This is a genomic window from Amycolatopsis sp. La24 (genome assembly GCF_029087445.1).
Lineage (GTDB): Bacteria > Actinomycetota > Actinomycetes > Mycobacteriales > Pseudonocardiaceae > Amycolatopsis > Amycolatopsis nivea.
Genome location: NZ_JARACH010000020.1, coordinates 99425 through 123154, shown reverse-complemented (window position 1 = coordinate 123154; position 23730 = coordinate 99425). Strand labels below are relative to the sequence as shown.

19 protein-coding genes and 1 pseudogene are annotated in these 23730 nt (G+C 69.8%); 6 read left to right on the top strand and 14 right to left on the bottom strand.

The window, feature by feature from the left end; translation table 11 throughout:
- Positions 1-9 precede the first annotated feature (9 nt).
- Positions 10-2991, bottom strand: a complete 2982-nt coding sequence (locus PUT80_RS20570) for an arabinosyltransferase domain-containing protein (RefSeq protein ID WP_275293157.1) — start codon at positions 2989-2991, stop codon at positions 10-12.
- Positions 2992-3382: 391 nt separating this feature from the next.
- On the opposite strand from PUT80_RS20570, the gene PUT80_RS20565 reads away from it, so the two are divergent.
- The gene (locus PUT80_RS20565; protein ID WP_037805885.1) at positions 3383-4774 is read left to right on the top strand and encodes an amino acid permease; all 1392 of its coding nucleotides are present in this window, start codon (positions 3383-3385) and stop codon (positions 4772-4774) included.
- A 91-nt stretch (positions 4775-4865) separates the two neighbouring features.
- Here PUT80_RS20565 and PUT80_RS20560 read toward each other — a convergent pair whose 3' ends face one another.
- Both PUT80_RS20560 and PUT80_RS20555 read right to left on the bottom strand, forming a co-directional pair.
- Positions 4866-5327 carry a nuclear transport factor 2 family protein gene (locus PUT80_RS20560; RefSeq protein WP_134732326.1) on the bottom strand — a complete coding sequence of 154 codons (462 nt, stop codon included), beginning with the start codon at positions 5325-5327 and terminating at the stop codon, positions 4866-4868.
- A 13-nt stretch (positions 5328-5340) separates the two neighbouring features.
- On the bottom strand, positions 5341-6249 hold the full coding sequence (locus PUT80_RS20555) for a pyridoxamine 5'-phosphate oxidase family protein (protein ID WP_275293156.1): 909 nt from the start codon (positions 6247-6249) through the stop codon (positions 5341-5343).
- Positions 6250-6353: 104 nt separating this feature from the next.
- Between PUT80_RS20555 and PUT80_RS20550 the strand changes: the two genes are divergently transcribed.
- The gene (locus PUT80_RS20550; protein ID WP_275293155.1) at positions 6354-6917 is read left to right on the top strand and encodes an ABATE domain-containing protein; all 564 of its coding nucleotides are present in this window, start codon (positions 6354-6356) and stop codon (positions 6915-6917) included.
- A 4-nt stretch (positions 6918-6921) separates the two neighbouring features.
- Here PUT80_RS20550 and PUT80_RS20545 read toward each other — a convergent pair whose 3' ends face one another.
- Entirely contained in the window at positions 6922-7482 is a 561-nt protein-coding gene (locus tag PUT80_RS20545; RefSeq protein WP_275293154.1) for a helix-turn-helix domain-containing protein, read from the bottom strand.
- A gap of 36 nt (positions 7483-7518) precedes the next feature.
- On the opposite strand from PUT80_RS20545, the pseudogene PUT80_RS20540 reads away from it, so the two are divergent.
- Positions 7519-8340, top strand: a pseudogene (locus tag PUT80_RS20540) (DMT family transporter); the annotation flags it as partial.
- 22 nt (positions 8341-8362) lie between these two features.
- On the opposite strand, the gene PUT80_RS20535 reads toward PUT80_RS20540, so the two are convergent.
- The gene (locus tag PUT80_RS20535; protein ID WP_275293153.1) at positions 8363-10621 is read right to left on the bottom strand and encodes a glycoside hydrolase family 15 protein; all 2259 of its coding nucleotides are present in this window, start codon (positions 10619-10621) and stop codon (positions 8363-8365) included.
- 397 nt (positions 10622-11018) lie between these two features.
- Here PUT80_RS20535 and PUT80_RS20530 point away from each other — a divergent pair, with 397 nt between their 5' ends.
- Together PUT80_RS20530 and PUT80_RS20525 are read left to right on the top strand one after the other, a co-directional pair.
- Positions 11019-11477: a single-stranded DNA-binding protein gene (locus PUT80_RS20530; protein ID WP_037805878.1), complete on the top strand. Its 459-nt coding sequence runs from the start codon at positions 11019-11021 to the stop codon at positions 11475-11477.
- Between the two features lie 797 nt (positions 11478-12274).
- Positions 12275-12946 carry a hypothetical protein gene (locus PUT80_RS20525; RefSeq protein WP_275293152.1) on the top strand — a complete coding sequence of 224 codons (672 nt, stop codon included), beginning with the start codon at positions 12275-12277 and terminating at the stop codon, positions 12944-12946.
- Positions 12947-12950: 4 nt separating this feature from the next.
- On the opposite strand, the gene PUT80_RS20520 is transcribed toward PUT80_RS20525, so the two are convergent.
- From PUT80_RS20520 to PUT80_RS20510, 3 genes are all read right to left on the bottom strand, one after another.
- Complete coding sequence (locus tag PUT80_RS20520) at positions 12951-13691, bottom strand: SDR family oxidoreductase (RefSeq protein ID WP_037805876.1); 741 nt, start codon at positions 13689-13691, stop codon at positions 12951-12953.
- 284 nt (positions 13692-13975) lie between these two features.
- Entirely contained in the window at positions 13976-14647 is a 672-nt protein-coding gene (locus tag PUT80_RS20515) for a cation transporter (protein ID WP_078870142.1), read from the bottom strand.
- Positions 14644-14976 carry a metalloregulator ArsR/SmtB family transcription factor gene (locus tag PUT80_RS20510; RefSeq protein WP_037805875.1) on the bottom strand — a complete coding sequence of 111 codons (333 nt, stop codon included), beginning with the start codon at positions 14974-14976 and terminating at the stop codon, positions 14644-14646. Before PUT80_RS20510 ends, PUT80_RS20515 begins: the two co-directional genes overlap by 4 nt.
- Before the next feature lie 44 nt (positions 14977-15020).
- On the opposite strand from PUT80_RS20510, the gene PUT80_RS20505 reads away from it, so the two are divergent.
- Positions 15021-15827: a helix-turn-helix transcriptional regulator gene (locus tag PUT80_RS20505; RefSeq protein WP_037805874.1), complete on the top strand. Its 807-nt coding sequence runs from the start codon at positions 15021-15023 to the stop codon at positions 15825-15827.
- 46 nt (positions 15828-15873) lie between these two features.
- Here PUT80_RS20505 and gcl read toward each other — a convergent pair whose 3' ends face one another.
- The 6 genes from gcl to PUT80_RS20475 form a co-directional block, all read right to left on the bottom strand.
- On the bottom strand, positions 15874-17568 hold the full coding sequence (gcl, locus tag PUT80_RS20500) for a glyoxylate carboligase (RefSeq protein ID WP_134727537.1): 1695 nt from the start codon (positions 17566-17568) through the stop codon (positions 15874-15876).
- Positions 17569-17570: 2 nt separating this feature from the next.
- Positions 17571-18461 carry a 2-hydroxy-3-oxopropionate reductase gene (locus PUT80_RS20495; RefSeq protein WP_275293151.1) on the bottom strand — a complete coding sequence of 297 codons (891 nt, stop codon included), beginning with the start codon at positions 18459-18461 and terminating at the stop codon, positions 17571-17573.
- Entirely contained in the window at positions 18461-19285 is an 825-nt protein-coding gene (locus tag PUT80_RS20490) for a TIM barrel protein (RefSeq protein WP_275293150.1), read from the bottom strand. The genes PUT80_RS20495 and PUT80_RS20490 overlap by 1 nt, the downstream gene beginning before the upstream one ends.
- 255 nt (positions 19286-19540) lie before the next feature.
- Positions 19541-20521: a 2-dehydropantoate 2-reductase gene (locus PUT80_RS20485; RefSeq protein WP_037805871.1), complete on the bottom strand. Its 981-nt coding sequence runs from the start codon at positions 20519-20521 to the stop codon at positions 19541-19543.
- 572 nt (positions 20522-21093) lie between these two features.
- Positions 21094-22041 carry a sucrase ferredoxin gene (locus PUT80_RS20480; protein WP_051728490.1) on the bottom strand — a complete coding sequence of 316 codons (948 nt, stop codon included), beginning with the start codon at positions 22039-22041 and terminating at the stop codon, positions 21094-21096.
- 420 nt (positions 22042-22461) lie between these two features.
- Positions 22462-23649, bottom strand: coding sequence for a cupin domain-containing protein (locus PUT80_RS20475; protein ID WP_037805869.1), 1188 nt, complete (start codon positions 23647-23649; stop codon positions 22462-22464).
- Positions 23650-23730: the final 81 nt, after the last annotated feature.

The following is a 23730-nucleotide window of genomic DNA, read 5'->3' as shown; positions in this document are numbered from 1 at the left end:
GCCGCGGGCCTACCCGCTTCCGCCGCGCGTCGCGTCGAGCACGGCAGTCTGCTTCGCCAGCCCGGATGTCGAGCGGGTGCCGTGTTCGACGGACAGCCCCCGCATCGGTACCGGGTAGTCGTACCGGAACACCGCGACCGGCTCCCGCACTTTGTCGCCGCGAAGGTACGTCGGCACTTCGGTCGCCTTGGCGTCGGCGTACAGCGGCACGTACGGGCCCCCGGCGTCCGCGGCGTAGGAAACGCCGACCAGCGACTGCGCGTCCTGGCCGGGCGCGAACCGGTAGCGGACCGGCTGCACGATGCCGTCCGCCAGCGAGGCCGGGGTGCGGCACGGCAGGACGAACGCGTTGGTCCAGTCCAATGTCACCGGCTCGCCGACGGGGATGACGTTCGTCAGCGGCGTCAGGCGCGGAATCCGGGGCGCGGTGACCGCGACCCAGCCCGCCGCACTCGGATCCTCGTCCCGCGCGACGACCCGGACCCGTTGCGCCCCCGGCGCCTGCCAGCGGGGATCGAAGCGCGCGTCGAGCCACTTTCCGCTGTTGTCCTCTTTGGCCTTCATCGTCGCCAGCACGGTCCCGTCCGCCTTCGCGAACTCCACCGAAACCTGCGCTTTCCCGTGCGCGGCGCGGGAAATCACCACCGGCGGCGAATCCGGCGACCCGACGTCGGCAGGCAGGTCATACCACCCGCTGACGAGCGTGCCGGTCCGCGACGGCGACCCGTGCGAACTCCATGCCAGATGCTCCGGGTCGCTGCCGAACGGGGCCGGCGGCGCGGTGTCCGGCGGGAACCCGGTGTTCGTCGCGAACCCTTCCGCCGAGGCCGGAGAGGACGCTTTGAGCACGCCCGCGCCGATGTCCGGCTCGACGTCCAGCCAATCCTCGACCCCGCAGGAGTTCCCGGCCTTGCCGGCACTGGCGGCGAGGCCCAGCGAAGCCAGATTCGACCGGCCGACGGAGTAAGTGCCCCAGCGCACCTTCACCGCTTGCGCCTGCCCGACCACTTCGACCGCCACCGTCGCGGCCGCCACCGCGACGATCACCCAGCTCGACCTCGGCAGCCAACGCGGTGCCCGGCTCGCTCCGTCCCGGCGTTTCGCGGTCTGCCAAGCACCGGCGACCACACCGGCGAGCGCGACCGCCAGCCCAACCCAGAGGGCCAGATCCGCCAGCCGCACTCCCTTCACAGTGGGGACAGTGTCGCCCCACCGGACGTCGTAGTCGGACTGCATCCACCACCAGTTCGGCGCGGACCAGGCCAGCCAGGTCGTCACCGCGACCAGGCCCAGGGCCGCCGCCCGTGTCCACACCGAGGACAGCGCTCCGCGTGCGACGGTGTGCACCAGCATCGCGATCATCACCGTGCCGAATCCGGCCAGCGCACCGAAATGGTGCGTCCACTTAGTCGGCGTGAACGCGAGCACGACCAGGCACAGGACACTGATGACGACCATGCGGCGGGCAGGCCCGACAGCCAGTCCGGGGGCGCGGCGCCAGATCAGCAGCACCGCCAGCAGCGCCATCGCCAGAAGCATCAGCAGCACCGGCACCCGGCGGTTCAGCGCACCCTCGACCACCGACGGGTCGAGCAGCGTGACGTACCGGTTGATTTCGCTCTGCCACGGCAGATCCGGCCCGATCTTCTGCCGGACAGCGGTCGACTCCAGCACGGCAGTCAGCGGCTGGTCGTAGAACGCGGTCAGGAGCGCGCTGGCACCGGCGCCGACGACCACCGCGATCGCACCGAGCACGCGCAGGTCGCCGCGCCTGCGCACCAAGCGGAAAAGAGGACGCACCCCGGCGATGAACGGCAGGAACGCCGCGATCCCGAGCGGGTTCGTCGTCGCGGTGGCGCCGGCGACCACCAGCCCGATCGCGACCGGCGTCACCGCACTGGTCGCCACGGCGCGCTCGACCAGCGCGAACACCGCCAGCGAGCCGAACACGATCCACGGCTCCGGCCGCAGCCCGACGTCGAAGGCCACGTACCAGGCCAGGAAAAGGGCCGCGGTCGCCCAGCGGGTCCACCGTGTCGGCCGGTTCGCCAGCCGCGGCAGCACCACGCGATCGATGAGGAACCAGGACGCCAGCCCCAGCAGCACCGACGGCAGCCGCATCCACACCATGGCCGGCGTGACGCGGCCGAGCAGCGCGTACAGCTCGTAGTACCAGCCCCACGGCGCTTCCGGCGCGTTGAACCAGCGGAAGTAATTGCCGGTGAACCCGCTCGTCTCGCGAGCGCGCAGCATCGTCGAGATGTATCCGTCGTCCACGGTGAGCGCGCCGACGACGGACCAGACTCCGAGCACGCCGGTCACGACGAGGTCCGCCGGCCGCGGCACCCACGCCCGCCGGGGAAGCAGCCGGACCCGCCGGGCGGCGCTCCGGTCGCGCCGGATCAGCAGCACGATCATGCCGAGCAGCGCGAGCAGCGACACCACGCCGAGCGCGATCTTCGCCGCGCTTGGCGTGCTGACCCACCGGGTGTCGGGTTCGATCTGCGCGGACACCGAGCCGGGGTGCTCGGTGTACAGCCCGGTGACGTTCGGACGGCCCGCCGTCTTGGCGGTGCCGACAGTGGTGCCTTCGCCGTCGGCGTGCACCGTCAACTGGCAATCGGCACCGACGGGTCGGTGAAACAGTTCTGTGCCACCGAGTTCTGCTCGGACCGTGCCGTCGACCGCCCGGATCTCCAGCCCGCCCGCGAGAGGCTCCGCGCCCTGCTTGCCTTTCGGCGGAGTGGTCGCGAACAGCAGCCCGTTCGGCTCGGCGCATCGGACAGTCGCGTCGAGTCTGGCCGGGTGGTACGGGTACAACGGCAGCGCGGTGTCCTGCGCGCCGTCCCAGCGGTATGTCGTTGTCTCAGTGTTCACCGGCGCGACGGTGAACAGCACCGCGGTCAGCGCGCAGACGAGCCCGAGCCCGATGATGAGCCAACGATGGCCGGCTTGCCCGCTCGCGGCGGCGTCGGAATCTGGGGTCGGCACGGCGCGGAGTTTAGTGTTCCGGCGTATCTCCGCCGTGAAGCGGCCCGGCGCCGCCGCGTCGTCGCATGTGAGGCCGGTCTCGGGGCTCCCGGGCCCGGGAGCAACCGGGGCTTCTGTCCACAGTGGAGCAGCCGCCGCGCTCCGTCGTCGCCCGTTCGAGCGACTGCCGCGCGCTTTCCGGCCCGAATACCCTCGAGGACGCCCCGGATTACCCGAAAGTCTCCCGCCGGACCGTCCACCGTGGACATCCGCGCAGCTCCAGCGGGATTTCCGGAAGTCAAACGGGTCCTGCCCGGTTTGCCCGGTTCCTCCACGGTGATCTGGAGCACACCTTAAGTCCAGCCTAGGTGTGCTGCGTCACGCGGTCCGCTACCGCTAGCGTCACGCAACCATGGAATCCACAGTGGTCGCCAAAGAGGGCGACAACTACACGAAAGCACTGGGCAACCGCCAGGTGCAGATGATCGCGATCGGCGGGGCGATCGGGGTCGGGCTCTTCCTCGGCGCGGGCGGGCGGCTCCACGAAGCGGGTCCGTCGCTGGTCCTTTCCTACGCGCTGTGCGGCATCGCGGCCTACTTCGTGATGCGGGCGCTCGGCGAACTCGTCATGCACCGGCCCAGCTCCGGCAGTTTCGTGACCTACGCCCGCGAGTTCATCGGCCCGTGGGCCGGGTTCGTCTCCGGCTGGATGTACTGGCTGAACTGGGCGATGACCGGGATCGCGGAGATCACCGCGGTCGCGATCTACGTGCACAAGTGGCTGCCGGACGTCCCGCAGTGGATCACCGCGCTCGTCGCGCTCGGCGTGCTCATGGCGGTCAACCTGCTGAGCGTGAAGCTGTTCGGGGAACTGGAGTTCTGGTTCTCCGTCGTCAAGGTCCTCGCGATCATCGTGTTCCTGGTGACCGCGCTCGGGCTCGTGTTCACCGGCGCGAACATCGGCGGCACCACCGCCGGCGTGCACAACCTGACCGACCACGGCGGGTTCTTCCCGGCGGGCGTCGGCATCGCGCTGATGACGCTGCAGGCGGTCGTGTTCGCCTACTCCGCGATCGAGGTCGTCGGCATCGCGGCCGGCGAGACCAAGGACGCGCGCAAGGTGCTGCCCAAGGCGATCAACGGCGTCGTGTGGCGGATCGGCGTCTTCTACGTCGGTTCGGTGCTGCTGCTGGCGATGCTGATGCCGTGGCCGTTCTACAACGGCGGCGAAAGCCCGTTCGTCACGGTGTTCTCGCGCCTGGGCATCGGCGGCATCGGCGACGTGATGAACGCGGTCGTCCTCACCGCCGCGCTCTCCTCGTGCAACTCGGGCCTGTACTCCACCGGCCGCATCCTCCGCGCGCTCGCCGATGAGGGCGAAGCACCGAAGTTCGTCGGCAAGATGAACTCGCGGCACGTGCCCTACGGCGGGATTCTCTTCACGTCGGTGGCCTACGTGCTCGGCGTGGTGCTGAACTACATCGTGCCCTCGGAGGCGTTCGACATCGCCACCGCGATCGCATCGCTCGGCGTCGTCGCGACCTGGGCGACGCTGGTGTTCTCGCAGATGCGGATGCGTCAGGCGGCGTTGCGCGGCGAACTGGAACGGCCGAGCTACCGCATGCCCGGCGCGCCCTACACCGGCTGGGCCACGCTCGGATTCCTCGTGCTGGTCGTGGTGCTGATGGGATTCTCCGACGGAGCCGAGAAGATCGCGTTCTACTCGATCCCGGCGATCGTCGTGGTGCTCGCCGTCGGCTGGCGGCTCGTGTCCCGCAAACGGCAGGCGCGCACCGGCGCCTGAGCGGAGCCCGCGTTCCCCCATCCCCGCGAACGCGGCACCGGCCCGGCCGTCCTTCCGATACCCACCGGAGGGACGGCCGGGTTCTTTTCGTTCACCACAACGGGAAGTCGACCCCGCGCTCGGCTTCCGGCCGCGGCCCGAAGATCCGCCGCTCGGACTCCTCGATCCGCCGGTCGTTGATCGACGCCTCGCGCCTGTTCATCAGGCCGTTCTCGGCGAACTCCCACAACTCGTTGCCGTAGCTGCGCCACCATTGCCCGTCCGCGTCCCGGCTCTCGTACTGGAACCGGACCGCGATGCGGTTCTCGCGGAAGCCCCACAGTCCCTTGCGCAGCGCGTAATCCCGCTCGCGCTCCCACTTCGCGGTCAGGAACTCGACGATCGCGGCGCGGCCGACCACGTGCGTGTCGCGGTTGCGCCACACGGAATCCGGCGTGTACGCGAGCGAGACCTTCTCCGGGTCCCGCGTGTTCCACGCGTCCTCGGCGGCCTGGACCTTCTGCAGGGCGGCAGCGAGGTCGAACGGCGGGAACGGGGGCCGCGATTCGGTCATGACAGGGGTCCTTTCACTTGATGAGCTGAGGATTGCGCGGGTACGGCGTGTGCGCGACCTGTCGGGCGACGGGACGGCCGCCAACCACGCGCTGCACCGCGAACCGGACGATCCGGCCGGTGTAGCCGTCGTCGCCCGAGCGGCCCGCTTCGCCCCATGCGGTCTCGGCGGTGCCGGAGACCTGGAGGATGCGGCCGGTGGCGAAGTCGAAGAAGAGCAGCGCGGCTTCCGGGTTCGCGGCGATGTTGCCGAGGCTGTTGAAGAGGTTGTTTCCCGGATAATCGGGCCACCGCACGGCATTTCCCTCGACGCGGACGAATCCGGGCGCGCCGCCGCGATGGGACGCGTCCGCGCCGTGGGCGGGGTTGACGGTGCCGAGGAAGAACGTGTCCGCTTCCTGGATCAGCTGGGTGTCGTCAGCACTCAGCTCGGCACGTTCTTCTGCCGGTGCCGGCTCGACGTCGTGCGTGAGGGCCCGCTGCTGGATGTACTGCGGGCAATTGCCGTACGCCTGCTCGACCTCCACGATCAGGTGGTCTTTCGCGGCGGTCGAGAGAGTGCCGTTGATCCGGACCCGGCGGCGGGTCGCGAACTCTACGCTGGTCATGCCGAGCAGCTGCCCCGCCGGAAGCCCGTGCAGCGGATCGCCTTCCGGCAGCACGCGGTGGATCGCGAGGGTCGTTGCCGATCTGGTTTCCAAGAACCCGGGCGGGCCGGTGACCGGCGACGTCCACAACCGTCCGTCCACTGCGCGTCCGGCCAGGACCAGAAACGTCCGCTCGGCCAGAAAACCCGCCATTCCCGCGGAAAGCCCGGCCGGTTCAGCCATCCGGGACAGCCGCGCGGCCTGGCGTTCGACTCCTGCCTCCCGCTGGACGGCGAGCTCGCCGGAGTGGAACGCCCGCTGGATCGCGTGGCTCATCGCACCCTCCCTTTCTCACGGGTTGCTCCGTGAGGTTCCGTGAGAAGTTCTAGCAGCCGCTTCTCACGGATGCAACCCATTCCATCCGTGATACCGTCTCGGCCATGGGCATGCTGCCGGACGAGGTCGTGCCGGTCCGCCTGATGGCGACCGTCTGGGCCGACACGAGCGGGCTCCACGACGACCTCCGCACCCGCGAAGACCTCGACGCGTGGCTCGACGACGTCGGCCTCGAGCGCGGTTCGCGGCAGTCGTCCGCCGCCGAACTCGCGCTGGCACGCCGGCTGCGCGATGCCGTCCGCCGCCTCGCCGCGCAGGTGACCGCCGACGACCGGCAGGCCCCCACTGTCGACCTGGACACCGCACTCGGCGACCTGAACGACCTCGTGACCCACTTGCCAGTCCCCCAACTGACCTTCACGGCCGGGAAACTGCAGGAAAGCTCCTTGCGCGGCACTTCGCCGGTCGTCACCGGATTAGCCCGCGTGGCACGAGAATCGATCGCGCTGCTCGGCGGACCGGATGCCGCCAAGCTGCGCGCCTGTTACGCGCCGGGTTGCGTGCTCTACTTCATGAAGACGCATCCGCGCCGCGAATGGTGCTCCGTCGCCTGCGGCAACCGAGCGCGCGCCGCACGGCATTACGAAAAGATCCGATCGACGCGCTGACGGCTCAGCCCAGCAGCACCACCGCCGTTTCCGCGGCGCGCGCGAAGACGTTCTCGCCAACCTGCATTCCCGCCATCACGATCGCGCCTTCGTGCAGCAGCATGATCTGCTCGGCCACCTTGCGCGGCTCCGGAACACGCGCCGATTCGGCCACTTCGACGAGGACGCCGAGCAGCCACCGTTTGCTCTCGGTCATCACCGCGTACGCCGGGTGCGCCGGATCGCTGATCTCCGCGTGCGCGTTGATCATGCTGCAGCCTTTGCCGCCGTATTTCTTCGCCCACGCCTCGGACGCGTCGAACACCGCGACCAGCCGGTCCCGCGGCGTCGCCCCGGCCTTCTCCAGCCACTCGCCGAGGAACTCCCGCCAGCGCGCGTCCCGGGCGGACAAGTACTCCACGACCAGCCGCTCCTTCGAGCCGAACCGGTCGTAGAGCGTCTTCTTCGTGACGCCCGCCTTCGCCGCGATGACGTCGACGCCGACCGCGTGGATGCCGCGCTCGTAGAACAGCTCCGACGCGGCGGTCAGCACCGCCTGTGCTTTCGGGGTCCAGTCGATGGCCATGGCCCCAGTGTATACCGATCTGTATAGTCCGGCGGCATGGGTAAACAGATCGGTATAGTCGGAGCGGCGGTCCTGTTCGTGGCGTGCTGGTCGTCCGGGTTCATCGGCGCGAAGCTCGGCGCGGCCGACGCGTCCGTGCCGACCGTGCTGATGTGGCGGTTCCTGCCGCTGGCGCTGCTGCTCGCGCCTTTCCTGCGCCCCGGTTCGATTCGCGAACTGGGCAGGCACGTCCTGATCGGCTTGCTGTCCCAGTCGGGTTATCTGCTCACCGTCTACTGGGCGATCGGCGAAGGAGTCAGCACCGGCACCACCGCACTCATCGACGGCGTGCAGCCGCTCGTCGCCGCCGCGCTCGCCGGTCCGCTTCTCGGCGTCGCGGCGACCGGACGGCAATGGATCGGGCTCGCACTGGGTCTCGTCGGGGTGGTCCTGGTCAGCTGGTCGGACGCCGCTTCGCACGCCCCGGCCTGGGCGTACCTGATCCCGTTCGCCGGGATGCTCGGGCTAGTCGCCTCCACCGTGCTCGAACGCCGGGCGCGCGTTCCCGCTCCCCCGTTGCGCGCGCTGGCCGTCCATTGCGCCACTTCGGCCGTCGTGTTCACCGTCCTCGCGCTGGCGACCGGGAACGCGACGCCGCCCGCGTCCGGACACTTCTGGTTCGCCCTCGCGTGGTTGATCGTGCTGGCGACTTTCGGCGGGTACGGGTTGTACTGGCTGCTCGTCGGCCGGATCGGCATGACCGCGGTCAACAGCCTGATGTTCCTGATCGCGCCGGTCACGTCGGTGTGGGGCACGCTGTTGTTCGGCGAACCGTTCACCGTGCTGACCGGTGTCGGCCTCGGCTTGGCCCTGGTCGCCGCCGTCGTCGCGAACGGCCGGGTCAGCCGCCGTAGCGTTGCCGGACCACCTCCGGAGTCTCCAGGTTCTTCCCCGCGTCGATGTTCTGCGCGAGCCGGAGGTACTGGCCTTCCGCCCACATCAACGGCGCCGCGCTCCCGGTCGGCCGGCCCAGCCCGAAGCACGCGACGTCGGCGCGATCCCACACCTGCTCGGGAATGAAGTACCCGTCGTTGGCCGCGTCCGCCATCGACTTCAGGTACACCGCCGCCGAACGCCCGTTGGCGAGCTCGTACTCGCCGCGCTCGCCGGACAGGACCGGCCAGAGCCGCCCGAACCGCTGCGGCCCGTTCGCCGGCCAGCCGGTGCACGCCGTGGTGCTCTCGCCGTAGTTGTCGTGCGGGTAGCGGTGGAAGTAGATGTCGCCGTTCGGGGTCGTGACCTGCATGGGCGCGTTGCCGTCGCGGGCCGCCGCCGTCGGGGCCAGCGACTCGGCGACCTCGGGATCGGCCGGTCCGCGAAGCCCGAGCCGGACGAGGTCGAGGAACCCGAAGTCGACCACGTCGTGCTCGTAGAAGCAGCCTTCGTCGAAACAGATCTGCCCGGTGTCATTCGGGTCGGTTCCCTTGTCGATCCGCTCGTAATACGTGTGGCCGCCCCAGTACCCGGCGGTCGTGCGAGTCCAGCCGTCGAGCTGCGCGCGCCACGAGTCCGCAGTGGACTCCCACTGCTGCGCCGCCGCGGTGTCGCCGTTCGCCCGCGCGATCGCCCCGGCCGTCACGAGCCCGGCCACCTCAGCCGCGATCGACGACGGCGACCGGCCGTGCTGCTCCTCCCACCGTTCGGTCGTCGCGGGCCCGCTCGTGCGGATGTGCTCCGCCGTGACCTTGACCCGTGCGTACGTGGCCGCGTCGGTGAGCCCGGTCATCCAGGCGAGGACGATCGCGTCGGAATCCTGGTCGAGCTGCTCGCAACAGCCGAGCTGCTGCGGCGTGGCCCCCTGGACCCCGCTCACCGGGCTGTACCGCGGAAACGCGCCGGCCGGGTACGTCGTCCCGTCGCCCTGGGTGGGCGCGGAAATCCACTGCGAGGACCACAGGAACTGCGCCATCCGCTTCGCCTGCGCCGCGTCGCCCGCCGCGAGCAGCCCGGTCGCCTGCTGGTACAGGTCCCGGCCCCACACGCGGTGGTACCCGTCGTTGAGCACGTCGCCGTTCACGACGTCGCCCCACGGCGTGGCCAGCCCCGCGACGCTCGCGCCGCGATGCGCCTTGTCCTCCGCCGCGTGCAACGCCATCAGCGCGACGGAATACGCCCTGCGCTGCCGCTCGTCGCCCGCCACACTGCCCGGTGCCGCCTTCAGGCTGCCGACATACTCCTCCCACCCGCGCCGATACGCCTGTTCCAGATTGCCGAATCCACTCGCCAGCGACCCGTCCGCGGCCGCCGCCGCGCCCTGGGCGTCGCTCCCGTAGCCGAGCGCGACCGAGAACGTCGTGTCCGACCCGACCGGGATCTGTCCACATTGGACTACATTGCCGTGATCAGTGGAATCGAAGCGATTCGCAAGAGTTCGATGTGCCCGCAAGTCTACCAGGCAATCACTCGCGGCGCCGGAATATCCGTTGTCGTGCGCGATGAATCCGGTCGATGCCCGCAACGCCGACGCCACCGTCGTCGTAGCCCCGAACAACTCCTCTGTCCCGCTAGCCGTCAGCCCAGTGCCGTCCCACGCCGCCGTGTCATTCGCCGCACCGCCCGCCATCGAGGGATTCGCGAGCAGGTAAACCTGATACTGACCACCGTCAAGCGACTGAAACCGCGTGCGGGTAAGAAGAGTCGGCCGCCCAGCGTCGGTGACGTACGTCGTGGTGATGCGATAACGCCCGCTCTTCGCGGTGTTCGTGACTGTGTATTCGAGCGCCTTCTCGTCCGGCATCGAAACGACATGCTCCGTCGCGTCGCGCTCAAGGTCCACAAAGGACTTCCCGTCGGTGACGACGTACTGCATGTCCTGCATGTTGGCGACGTCCGCACGCGGATAGAACACCTCCGACGTGACCCCTCCCGCGACGGTGAACCACAACGGGCTGGCCGTCCCCGCCGCCGTCCCGAGGGCCGCTTTGTCCCCAGTTGTCCACGATGACGGCCCACCACAGCAATCCCCCGGCGGCTGCGCACTGTTCTGCACCGCCGCACCGGGCTTCGCCCCGGCTCCCGCAGGCGCGATCCCCTGCCCCACCACCGAAATCCCCACGACCGCGACCACCGCCGCCGCCCGTCCCCACTTCCCACCGACCATGCCGCTCATGCTGCCCCGGTGCCCCGCCCTTGAACAACAGCCGAACGGTGGGAACCCTCCCGCTCTCTCCCCGCCGCCAAGAGTCCCACCCGATGGAGTGACCGGGAAGCCCCGAAAACTGTCGTACCCGGATGGTCTCCTAGTTCCCGAAGCGGCGCCCAGGTCCGGGTCCGCACCGACCTGAGGAGCCGTCACCATGACCGGAGCCACCCTTCGCCCAGCCCGTTTCCGCAGCTTCGCCCCGCAGTGCCGCGTTTCCCCGTCAAGACCAAGACAGACGCGCGCGAGACACGCATTTATTCAGCACTGAACGGTTGTTCCCGGCAGACGATGGACGGGAACCGATCCTCAGACCTGTCGCCATGGACTTGGCGACCCGAAACCAAGGAGTGTGATCATGGCTGGAGAAACCGTCATCACAGTGGTCGGAAACCTGACCTCAGACCCGGAACTGCGTTTCACCCCGTCCGGAGCAGCAGTCGCGAATTTCACGGTCGCGTCGACCCCGCGCACCCTCGACCGACAATCCGGCGAATGGAAGGACGGCGAGGCCCTGTTCCTCAGGTGCAGCATATGGCGGCAAGCAGCGGAAAATGTCGCGGAAAGCCTCGTCCGAGGAGCAAGGGTCGTAGTCACCGGACGTTTGGTTCAGCGATCCTTCGAAACAAAGGAAGGCGAGAAACGCACCGTAGTCGAACTGCAGGTGGACGAGATCGGCCCGTCGCTGCGGTACGCGACCGCCAGAGTCACCAAGGTCAGCCGGAACAACAACGAGACGGGAGGACCAGGCGGGGATGCCTGGGGCGCTGCGCCAGTGTCCGCCGGGGTCGGAGTGACTGAGGAGCCGCCCTTCTGACCTCCCGCGTGCCCGCTGGCCAGCGAGATAGGCGACGCGGCAGCCCGCAATCTCGGCGACTGCTCCCCCGTAACCGGAGCTTGGCCGGAATGCCCAAGAGCCGAGCATTCCGGCCAGCCCGGCCCGCGCATGCCGTCGCCCTCACCGACGTTGCCGTCCGTGCCGCTCGCCCGCGGCGAACCGAAGGATGCTCAGCTGCACACCGACCGTTGACGCCGGAACCCCCACGCACACCTCGGGCGGCAGCCACGCCGCCCGAGGGGCACCCAGAGGGGCGCCGACCGCCGTTCGACAGCTGGGTGCCAGCCATCGGTAGCCGAAGGGTGCCCAGCCGCGATTCGGCAGCCGTGCGCCAGCCACCGGCGGACTAAGAGCCTCGGCCGCTACTCGGCAGCCAGGTGCCAGCTACCGGCAGCCGATGGGTGCCCGGCCACCCTTCGGCAACCGAGCCCCAGTCAGCGGCAGCCGACGGGCACCCAACCGCCGTTCGGCGGCTGGGTGCCTGCCAGCGGTAGCCGAAGGGTGCCCAGCTGTTATTCGGCGGCCCGGCGCGAGCTACTGGCAGCCCAAGGGCCCCAGCCGCTACTCGGCAACCAGATGCCAGCTACCGGCAGCCGATGGGAGCCCGGCCGCAATTCGGCAGCCGAGCCCCAGCCACCGGCCGCAGCATGCTGACCGCTCGCACGCACCGCAACGCAACAGTGGTCTGGTCCTTTCCCCAAAAGGTCCATACCATTTGCCCAGAAGCCGACTATCGGCCCTGACCGGCCGGGAATCCCGCTGGTAGCTTCCCGGCCATGCCCGCACTTCGCCGGACCAAGGCCGGAACCACAGTCCTCGCCGCGATTTCCGTACTGCTGCTGGCCCCGCTCTCCGCACCAGCCGCCCACGCCGCACAGGCCACACCCGGCGCGCCAGCCTCGCGCACGGCGCACACCGCGCACCGCGGCGGCCACGTGCACGACGAATGCAGCACCCCCTCGATCAACCGCCTGCAGAAATGGCTAGCCAGCGGCGAAGGCACGACCGTCCCGCCCACCGGAAGCCTCCTCGTCCCCGAAGGCGACGGCTACGCGGCGAAAATCGTCTTCCAGAACAACGAATGGCACGTCGCCGTGGTCTGGCTGGGCAACCAGTTCGACGCGCAGGCCGACCTCAGCCATTCCACCGGATTCTGGCTGACTTACAGCGCCGACGACGACTTCTACGTCCAGCTGCGTCCCGCCTCCCACTGGAGCGGCGGCGACAAATGGCTCACCCGCATCCCCTCGACCGGCGGCCAGCTGGTCCGCAAGTTCTTCCCGTTCGACCCCGATTCCTGGACCTGGCTTCCCGAACTCGGCCAGCCGCAGTACTCGTTCGCCTCCGCGCTGACCGAAGCCCGCGGCCTGGTCTTCGTCGGCAAAACCCCCAACTCGCTCGACTTCCGCGAACTCCTCATCGACGGCTACCAGCCGCCATGCCTCTGAGCCCTCAGTTCTGCACCGCGGGCCGGACGGTGATGTCGCCGATCTCCACATCGTCCGGCTGCTCCACCGCGAACGCGATCGCCCGCGCCACCGCGGCCGGATCCAGCGCGAATTCCTCGACCCGTCGCCGGATCTGCTCGCGCTCCCCCGGATCGTCGATCGAATCCGCCAGCTCCGTCCGGACGAATCCGGGCAACACCGACGTCGTCCGGAGCACGCCGTCCGTCGATTCCTGCCGCAGCGCCTCCAGAATCGTCCGCACCGCGTTCTTCGTCCCGGCGTAAACCGCCTGCCCGGGCACGATCTTCAACCCGGACGTCGACACCGTCGTCACCAGATGGCCCCGCCCCTGCCGCCGGAACACCGGCATCGCCGCCACGATCCCGTTCAGCACCCCGCGCACGTTGACGTCGATCATCGCCGACCATCCGTCGACGTCCGCGTCCGCGACCGGCCCCAGCTTGGCGATCCCGGCATTCCCGACCAGCACGTCGAGCTGGCCGAACTCCTCGACCGCCCGCTGCACCAGCCGGTCCAGGTCCGCGCGCTGGGTCACGTCGGTCACGCACGCGACCGCGCGACCGCCTTCGCCGCGGATTTCCTTCGCCAGCGCGTCCAGCCGATCCTCGCGACGCGCCCCCAGGACCACCGCCGCGCCCCGTTCGGCGAGCAGCCGGGCGGTCGCCTCGCCGATTCCGCTGCTCGCCCCGGTGATCGCGACGACTTTCCCTGCCACACCTGACATTTCCTACCCCTGACACCGATACGGACACGTGTCCGGATAGCTTACCGGACACGTGTCCGCATAACGCAAGGGCAGTGCCGCATCAACATCGGCCGGAGTGCAGTCAAGGAAGCGTGAGCGGCGGCGAAATCCGGGCCCGCACCAGGTCATGCTCTCGATCCGAGACGACCAACCGGAGAAAGGCCAACCGAGGTGAGCGATCTAGTCCCCGCGCTGCTCCTGATCGGCGTATTCGTCGCGCTGGCGATGACCTTGCGCGCCATCCAGCAACGCCTGACCCGCGATCAGCAGCAGTGCTCGCCCCGCCAGGCCTCGAGCCCCTCGCGGACCGCGACCGCCGCGATCACCAATGCCACGACCGGATCCGCCCAGTACCAGCCGAACAGCGCGTTCACGAGCAGCCCGACCAACAGCACACCAGAGAGGTAAGTGCAGAGAAGCGTCTGCTTCGAGTCGGCGACCGCACTCGCCGAACCGAGTTCCCGCCCGGCCCGGCGTTGCGCGCCGGAAAGCACCGGCATCACGACCAAGGACACCGCCGCGAGCACGATCCCGACCGTCGAATGCGAAGCCTCCTCGCCGAACAGCGACCGCACCGAATCGACCGCGACATAGGCCGCCAGCAGGAAGAACGACGCCGCGATCACCCGCAGCGCAGCCCGCTCCCGACGTTCCGGATCCGCGCTGGCGAACTGCCACGCCACTGCCACCGCGGACAGCACCTCGGCCACCGAATCGAGCCCGAACGCGATGAGCGCCGACGACGACGCGATCGTCCCGGCCGACACCGCGACGATCGCCTCGACCACGTTGTACGTGATGGTCCCGGCGACCAGCCACCGCACTCGCCGCCGCAAGACCGCCCGCCGCGCGGCATCCACCACCGGAGGGCCAGCCAGCGACACGGTCTCGCCGCCCGCTGATTCCGCGCAACAGTCCCGATCGGGCTCGCTCATCGCGCCGCCTGCGGCTCGTCGGCACACGCGTCCGTCGGCGCGACCGCCAAAACCACCTTCGTCAGCTCCGCCAACGCGTGCGCGAGATGCGGATCCGCGATCGCGTACCGGACCTGCCGGCCCTCGTACGTCGCGAGCACCAGCCCGCACCCACGCAGGCACGCGAGATGGTTCGAGACGTTCGACCTGCTCAGCTCCAGTTCCGCGGCCAGCTGCGCCGGGTACGCCACCCCGTCCAGCAGCGCCACGAGAATCCGGCAGCGGGTCGGATCCGCCAGCGCGCGGCCGAGCCGGGCGAGCGCCAGTTCGCGAGTCTCAGAGGTCAGCACAGCCGCAACAGTACAGCACTCGCTGAATCAAATACACTGACGCGGTGGACAACCTCCTCGGCGACTTCCTCCGCGCCCGGCGAGAGCGGATCTCGCCTGCCGACGTCGGGCTGCCGGACAACGGACGACGCCGCGTGCGAGGCCTGCGCCGCGAGGAACTCGCGCTCCTGGCGGGAATCAGCAGCGACTACTACATCCGGCTGGAACAGGGCCGCGACCAGAACCCGTCAGCGCAGGTGCTCGACGCGCTGGCCCGGGCACTCGGCCTCGACGAAGCCTCCCGCCAGCACCTGCATCAGCTCGCGAGCCCGAATCAACCCGGTCAGCCCGAGCCGCAGGTGCCCGCGAGCATCGCCGAACTGATCTCCACCTGGGCGACTAACCCCGCGTACGTCCAGGACCGGCTCACCAACGTGCTCGCCGCGAACCCCGTCGCCGCAGCGGTTTCGCCGAACTACGCGGTCGGCCGGAACCTGCTCCGCGCGGTCTTCCTCGACCCGGCCGAACGAGAACTCCGCCGCGACTGGGAGCAAATGGCCGCAGACGGCGTCGCGGGCCTGCGCGCCGCGCTCGGTCCCAGCATCGCCGACCCCGCGGCGGCCGAACTCATCGGGGACCTCGCCGCCAGCAGCGACGAGTTCCGGGACCTCTGGGCCCGGCACGACGTGAAACCCCGCACCGGCCACCTCGTCCGTTTCCGCCACCCAGCGGTCGGGAATCTGGATCTGCACAGCGACAAACTCGACATCCCCGGACCGGTCAGCCTGCAACTGGTGGTCTTCCACGCGACGCCGGGAACCCGCAACGCCGAGGCCCTCGCTTCCCTCGCCGAACTGATTCCCGCGCCGTAGCGCCGAAAACCGGGCCGGAGCAAGCCCGCTCCGGCCCGGTTCCCGGTCAGTCGGCCGCTTCGAACTCGCGCACCGCGTCCAGTGCGGCGCCCATCGCGGCGTTGCCCTCGCGTTCGATCATGATCTCGACCAGCACCGGCCGCCGGGTGCGCTCGGCTTCCTTCCGCGCCCATTCGAGCGACGACCGGATCTCGCCCGGGTCCTCGACGCGGGTGCCCGAGCAGCCGTAGGCCTCCATGATCTTCACGTTGTCCGTGCCGTGGTCGTCGTAGTGGATGTCGACCTGGTAGTTCATCTCGTACGGCAGCTCGGACTGGCGGATCAGGCCCAGGTACTCGTTGTTGAGCATGACGAGCACGAACCCGACGTCGTACTGCGCGGCGACCGCCAGCTCCTCCACCAGGAACTGGAACGAGTAGTCGCCGACCACGCCGACGACCTCCGCGTCCGGCCGGGCCTTCTTGACGCCGATCGCCGCCGGGATCTCCCATCCGAGCGGGCCGGCCTGGCCGCACACCTGGTAGTGCCGCGGCAGGTGCGCGCGCTGGAACTGCCCGGACCAGATCTGGTACAGCCCGATCGCCGTCACGAAGTACGTCTCGGGGCCGTAGAACTCGTTGAGCTCCTTGAACACCCGCGGCGCCTTGATCGGCGTGCAGTCGAAGTCCTCCTTGCGCGGCAGCTCCGCCTTGAGGTCGCCGAGCCGCTTGACCCACGCGCGGTCCCGCGCCGGGGCGGTGCGCGCGTCGAGCGCCGCCAGCAGCGCTTCCAGGAACTCCCGCGTGTGCGAGACGACGCCTAGGTCCGGTCCGAACACCTTGCCCAGCTGCGTGGGCTCGATGTCGACGTGGATGAACTTCCGGTCGCCGCGGTACACGGACAGCTCGCCGGTGTGCCGGTCGCCGAACCGCGCGCCCAGCGCCAGGACCAGGTCGGACTCCAGGAACGCGGCATTGGCCCAGCGCTGCGACGTCTGGATGCCCGCCATGCCGGCGAACAGCTCGTGGTCCTCCGGGAAACTGCCCTTGCCCATCAGCGTGACGCCGACCGGGACGCCGAGCCGCTCCGCCAGCTGCCGCAACGGTTCGCTCGCCTCGCCGAGCACGACACCGCCGCCGGCCAGGATCAACGGGCGTTCGGCGGCGAGCAGCATGTCCAGGGCTCGCTCGACCCGCGCCGGAGCCGGTTTGACCGTGCTGACCGGCAATGCCGAGTCGATTGACGAATCCCACTCGATCATCTGCTTCTGCACGTCGATCGGGAGGTCGATGAGGACCGGGCCAGGCCGTCCGGACCGCGCGATCCGGAACGCCTCGCGGAAGATCCACGGCAGCTGCGCGGCTTCCTTCACCTGGACCGCCCACTTCGTGACCGGCCGCGCGATCTCGACGATGTCGACCGCCTGGAACGCTTCCTGGTGCAGCTTCGTCGTCGCGGCCTGCCCGGTGATGCACAGGATCGGGACGGAATCCGCGTGCGCGGTGTAGAGGCCGGTGATCATGTTGGTGCCGGCCGGACCGGACGTGCCGATCGCGACGCCGACGTTGCCGGTGGTGCGCGCCCAGCCGTCGGCCATGTGCGTCGCGCCCTCTTCGTGGCGGACCACCAGATGGTCGATGCCGCGGCCTTGCATCGCGTCGTACAGCGGCAGGATCGCCGCTCCTGGGCAGCCGAAGGCGACGTCGATCCCTTCGTCGACCAGCACGTCGACGACTGCCTGCATAGCGGGGACCCGGGCCATGGTCAAACCTCCTCGGACGAGCGGCCGGACAGTTCTTCGACGACCTTCAGCAGCGCGGAGTGGTCCAGCGAGCCGTAGCCCATCGCCCGCCCGGCCGCGACCAGCTGCGCGACCAGGCCGGTCAGCGGGAGCGCCACGTCGGACTGCCGGCCCGCGGCCAGCGCGATGCCCATGTCCTTGTGGTGCAGGTCGATCCGGAAGCCCGGCTCGAACTGCCGCGCGACCATCGACTTCCGTTTCAGTTCCAGGATCCGGCTGCCGGCGAGACCGCCCGCGAGGACGTCGAGCCCGGTGCCCGCGTCCACTCCGGACGCTTCCAGCAGCACGATCGCCTCGGCGACCAGCCCGTAGATCCCGCCGACCACCAGCTGGTTGGCCGCCTTCACGACCTGGCCCGCGCCGTGCGGGCCGACGTGCACCACGGTCTTGCCGAGCGTGTCGAAAACCGGCTTCGCCGCGGCGAAATCGGCCTCGTCGCCACCGACCATAATGGACAGAGCGGCCTGCTCGGCCCCGGCCTGACCGCCGGACACCGGCGCGTCCAGCACCCGGATTCCCTTGGCCGCTCCGGCTTTCGCGACCTCGATCGACGTCTCCGGCCGGATGGTGCTCATGTCGGCCAGCAGCGTGCCGGGCGCGATCGTGTCGAGCACGCCGCCCGGGGCGAGCACGACCTGCTCGACCTGCGGGTGGTTCGGCAGCATGGTGATCACGACCTCGGCCCCGGACACCGCGTCGGCGACGTCCTTCGCCGCGCGGCCGCCCGCCGCTTCCAGCTTCGCCAGCGCGTCGGCGTTGAGGTCGAACCCGCTCACCTCGTGGCCGGCGGCGGCCAGGTGCGCGGCCATCGGCGTGCCCATCACGCCCAGTCCGATGAACCCGATCCTGCTCATCAGTTTCCCCTTCGCTCGTACGGCAGCCAGGCCAGCGAGTCCACAGTGGAACCGTCCGGTTTGTACTCGATGCCCACCGGTCCGGCGTAGCCCGCCGCCTGCAGCTTTTCCAGATATCCTTCGAGATCCAGCTCCCCCGTGCCCGGCTGGTGCCGGCCCGGCGCGTCGGCGATCTGCACGTGCCCGGTGCGCGGGGTGTAGCGGGCGATCACGGTGTCGAGGTCGTCGCCGTTGACCGCCAGGTGGTAGAGGTCCGCGAGCAGCCGGACGTTGTCCAGGCCGAGCTCGTCGAGCACCGCGACCGCGTCGGCCGCGGTCTTCAGCGGGTACGCCGGGGTGCCGGAGAGCGGTTCGAGCACCAGCTGTGCGCCGATGCCCTCGGCCGCCTTCGCCGCGGTCGCGAGGTGCGTGCGGGCCAGATCGTCCTGTTCGGACGGTGCGGTCCCGTCGATCCGGTTGCCGTACAGCGCGTTGAAGCTGCGGCAGCCGAGCCGTTCGGCGAGCCCGAGCGCGACCGTCAGGCTCGTCGCGAACTCCGCCTCGCGGCCGACCCACGACACGAGCCCGCGCTCGCCCGCGGCCATGTCGCCCGCGTAGAAGTTCAGCCCGGTCAGCTGGACGCCCGCCTGCTCGATCGACCGCGCGAACCGGTCGACGTCGGCTCCCGACGGGTCGGCGCTGTCGAACGGCCACCAGTACTCCACCTTGGTGAAGCCCGCTGCCCGAGCGGCCTGCGCGCGCTCGAGCAGCGGGAGTTCGGTGAACAGGATCGACAGGTTGGCGGTGTAGGGCAGCGAGTGCCGCTCCCCGGCGGGACCGGTCATGAGTACCTCGGCTCCTCACATCTCGATCAGCTAATTTCGCTTCGTGGAAGTTTTCTTCCGTAGTTCGAGAATAGCTGGATGCGGAGGCTCCGGTCAACGGGAAGCGGGCAGGTTTCCTCGAGACGCCGGGCGCGCCACGGCGTCGCTCGATCCGGGCGCAGCACCCTTGCCGACCTCTTCGGCGAGCGGCTCTAGCCGCGACCGTCCACAGTGGTCACGCTCTATTCCACAGTGGACGGTCGTGCGGTTTCCTTTTCAGCCGACCGGAATCGCCGTCCGATTGAGCAATCCGATCGCGGCGTGCACATGCCGCAACGCGGGCGCCTCGACGCCAGTGAGATCCGCGAGCTCCACGACCGCACCGATGATCGCGTCGATCTCCAGCGGTTTGCCCGCTTCCAGGTCCTGCAGCATGGACGTCTTGTGGTGCCCGACGCGCCACGCGCCGTCGATCCGCTTCTCGACCGAGACCTGCGGATCCGCACCCGCCGCCCGCGCGATCGCCAGGGTTTCGGTCATCATCGCCGCGACGAGCGCGCGGGTTTCGTCGTGCTCGCACATCTGCACCATGGTCGCCCGGGTGAGCGCGGACAGCGGGTTGAACGCGACGTTGCCCATCAGCTTGACCCAGATGTCGTCGCGCAGCCTCGGCTCGACCGGGGCTTTGAGCCCGCCCGCGACCATCGCGTCGGCGAGCTTCCGGCAGCGGACAGAACTCTCCCCGGACGGTTCCCCCAGGGAAAACCGCGTCCCCTCGAGATGCCGGATGACGCCCGGTTCCTCAATGACGGTCGAGCTGTAGACGACACACCCGATCGCCCGCTCGACGTCCAGCACCCGGCTGGTAGCCCCGCCCGGATCGACCGCTTCGACGCGCCGGCCGGCCAGCGGATGACCGGCCAGCCCGTGGAAATACCACCACGGAATACCGTTCTGCGCGGCGACGAGCGCAGTGTTCTCCCGCAGCAACGGGGCGAGGAGGGCACCGCAGTCCGGATACGAATGTGCTTTGAGGCCAAGGAAAACATAGTCGACCGGCCCGATCTCGCTCGGATCCGACGTGACATGCGGATGCGCCGTGAAGTCCCCGCGCAGACTCCGGACGCGCACCCCGTCCGCCGCCATCGCCGCGAGATGCGCGCCGCGCGCGATGAGGTGGACTTCGGTGCCACCGCGATGCAGCGCCGCGCCGACGTACGCGCCGATCGCTCCTGCCCCCAGAACCGCCACCCGCATGGTCGCCTCCCGGTCGGTATCCCGCCGATGATAGATTGCATACAGTATCCCGTCTGATGATTACTGGCCAGGTTTTGGTGATCGGAAGCGCCGATGACGAACGATCGGGTCGGTGCGCCGGGCATGTCCCCCGCTCCCGCGGCGGACGGTGAAAGGTCCTTCGGGGGAATCTAATTCGTCTCGCCGAGCGCTCCCCTTGCCAAGCACCACAACGTTCCCCGCGCTGAACTCCGCAAGATCCCTCCCGCCAAGCAACACAACGTTCCCCTCGAGGAACTACGCAAGCCCCCTCGCAGAGCACCTAACCGGCCCCCTCGCGGCACTCCGCGAGGCCGACCGCGCCCATCAGCGGGGCGAACCCTGCGCACCGCTGCGGAGAAGCCCTGTGGGGCTCGTGAGTGGCGATGCCGGTTAGTACCGGCATCGCCACTCACGAGCGCGAACTGCCGGGTGCCGTGGTGTCTTGCGATGCGCCCGCTTGAAGTCCGGCAGACCAGCCGCCGCTCACGGACCGCCAGTCGGTGACGTGGCCAGCCTTCGGAGTCCCTCGCCGAGCGCCCCAACCACCGAGGTCAGACTTCGCGCACCGACTCCGCCACGAACCCCGACAAGACCAGCCGCGCGGTGCATCGGCTGTGCACGGAGGACGTCGGCGCCATCCGCCGGACCACCACCTCGTACCGCCGCTCTCCCGCCTCGACCAGGACACTCCGGGCGTCGCCCCGGGGTTCCTCGGTCACGGCCAGCACCGCGTCGAGACCGCGCAAGCCAGTGCGTCCGCGGACCTCGATCTCGGCGAACTGCGACCACGCGCTCTCCGCCGACGTCCGGCCACGCAGGTTCTCCAGCCGGACGTTGCCGCTGAGTGCTTCCTTCGCCGCCAGTTCGGCGTCGGGCACCGCGAGGCTGCCGTGGAGGAAACCGTCCGGCACGGTCAGGAGGTTTCCGGCCCAGCGGTCCCCGCCGACGTGGCTGACCTCCCACACCCGCCCGGGATGGTTCTGCGCGAGGCTCGTCGCCAGCGGACGGCCGAAAACGGCGCAGCACATGTCCTTGCTGCCGTGCGTGCAGACCAGAAAAAGCGGACCGGACACCGGTTCCCCGTGCCCGCGACGTCCGGCCGCGACTGCTTCGAGATCAAGATGGGCGAGATCAGCCAGATCAGCGAGGTCGAGCCGCTCCGTCCAACGGTCGCCGGGATGTCCGCTCGCGACGTAGACCGCGCGGGGGGCGCCTGGCGTCCGTGCGTGCCGTCCCGGCTTCCGGATCAGCAGGGGGCGCAGGCCAGCGGCGCGGGCGGCGTCGAGGCGTTCGGCGGGGAACACGGTGGACAGCACGTCTTCGAGCGCGTCCGGGCCCCACGAACCCGGCTGCTCGACCAGCAGCCAGGACGTCATGCGCGCGGCGGTCCCGGCAGGCTCGCCGCCGAGCTCCCGGGTGAGCGCGGCGCATCCGGGCGCAGCATTCCGGCCCGGGAAGCAGATCCCCGGGCCCGAGTGCGGCACGTCGGGCTTAGGCATGCCTAAGTATAGCTGACGGCACGCCAGGTCTTTTCGAAGCGACCGTCACTGTCGCGCGACGTCACTCGATCGGGCAATGCGCCGGGAGTCCGAGACCGCGGGCGACCAGCGCTCGCACCGTCATGGCCGCCAGGTCGCGGCGGCAATGTCGCCGGGCCGCGTGACGCCCTCCTTCAAGCCCGTGCAGCCCGGCCTCTCACCACCAGCCACCCGGGCAGCACCCGCACGCCCGACGACGGCGGTGACCGGGACCGAGCGTCGAGGCCTCACGCGATCGCGCCTGGCGAAACTCCGCAGCCCCAGACCGGAAGCCAGCCTCGCACCCCGACGAACCCTGCGACCAGGGGCCGAGCATCGAGGCCTCACAGCATCCAACTCACGCCGCCCCGCACCACCAAGGCACCCCGACAAAGCCCGCAGTCAGGCCCGAGCAACAAGCCCCTGAACCACCAGCTCCTTCAACAGCGCCCGCACAGTCTCCGGTGGCACCCCTGGCGCGGCGTCGACCAGAACCTTGAACGGCTGCGGACCGCACCCGAGCAACGCAGCGAGCACCGGTCGCGCGGCCTCCGCGAAGACCAGCCGCTTCCCCGCACCGACCAGCGCAACCGTCCCGTCGTCGTCCACCAGTGCGGCACGTGGGACGAGCAGCCGGACCTCGAAGTCGTCGTCCGGCGGCAGCAGGTCCGCCGTCGCCGCCCACGGCAGGCCGATGCGGGTCTGGGCCGGGGCCTGGGCGTCCCGGTCGGCGAGGAAACGATCGACGACATCGCCCGCGGTCACCTCAGCGAGCCGCCGGCGGAGCGCTTCGGCCCGTTCGGCCCGCGCGTCCGGACCGGCGAACCGGGGCAGGTCCGCGCGGAACAGTTCGTCGGAGCGCAGCTGGTCAGCCAGCCACGCCACGAGGTCCACGCCGGTGGCGGCGTTGAACCCGATCGTCAGGTGCAGCGACTCCTCGCCGACGGCCGACACGTCGTGCCAGTGCCCGCGCGGCAGGTAGAGGACGTCGCCGTCCTCGAGCAGGAAGTCGTCGTGCGGTTCGCCTTCGGGGCGTTCCGGAAGTTCGACGTCGCGTTGTAGCGGCGAACGCCGGGTGACCCCGTGCAGGCGCCACCGTTTCCGCCCGGAAAGCTGGACGATGAACGCGTCGTGGTCGTCCCAGTGGACGTCGAAGCCGTGCGTGGTGCCCCAGCCCGCGTACAGGTTGACCTGGATCCGCTCGCGCAGGTCGTGTTCGAGTTTGCTCGCCAGTTCGCCGACTTCGCCGACCAGTTCGTTGACCGAGTCGAGCACGAGCGTCGCGCCGGCGCGCAGGTGTTCGGCGAACGGGGCCGGCAGCACGCGCGGGACCAGGCCGTTGCGCCGCGTCGACACCATTTCGGTGTAGGTGTGCGCGGGGACGACGTCGCCGTCGAGCGCGAGCCGCAGCCGGGGGAACTCCAGGCGGTGCTGGCGCAGCACGCGGTCCAGCTCCGGCCACGGCAGCAGCGACGCGAACCGGCCTTTCTCCCCCGGGAACCGCCGCGGCTCCTTGCCCAGGACCTCTGCGAAGAACTGGCCGGCCTCGAGCGGTGCCACGAGGCCGGCCAGTCCGGGAATCTCCGTCATGGAGCGCGACAACGGCTAGTCGTTGCCGTCGTTGTCGGCCACGGCGCCGTTGGCCTTGCCGCGGTCCACCGCGGCGGTCAG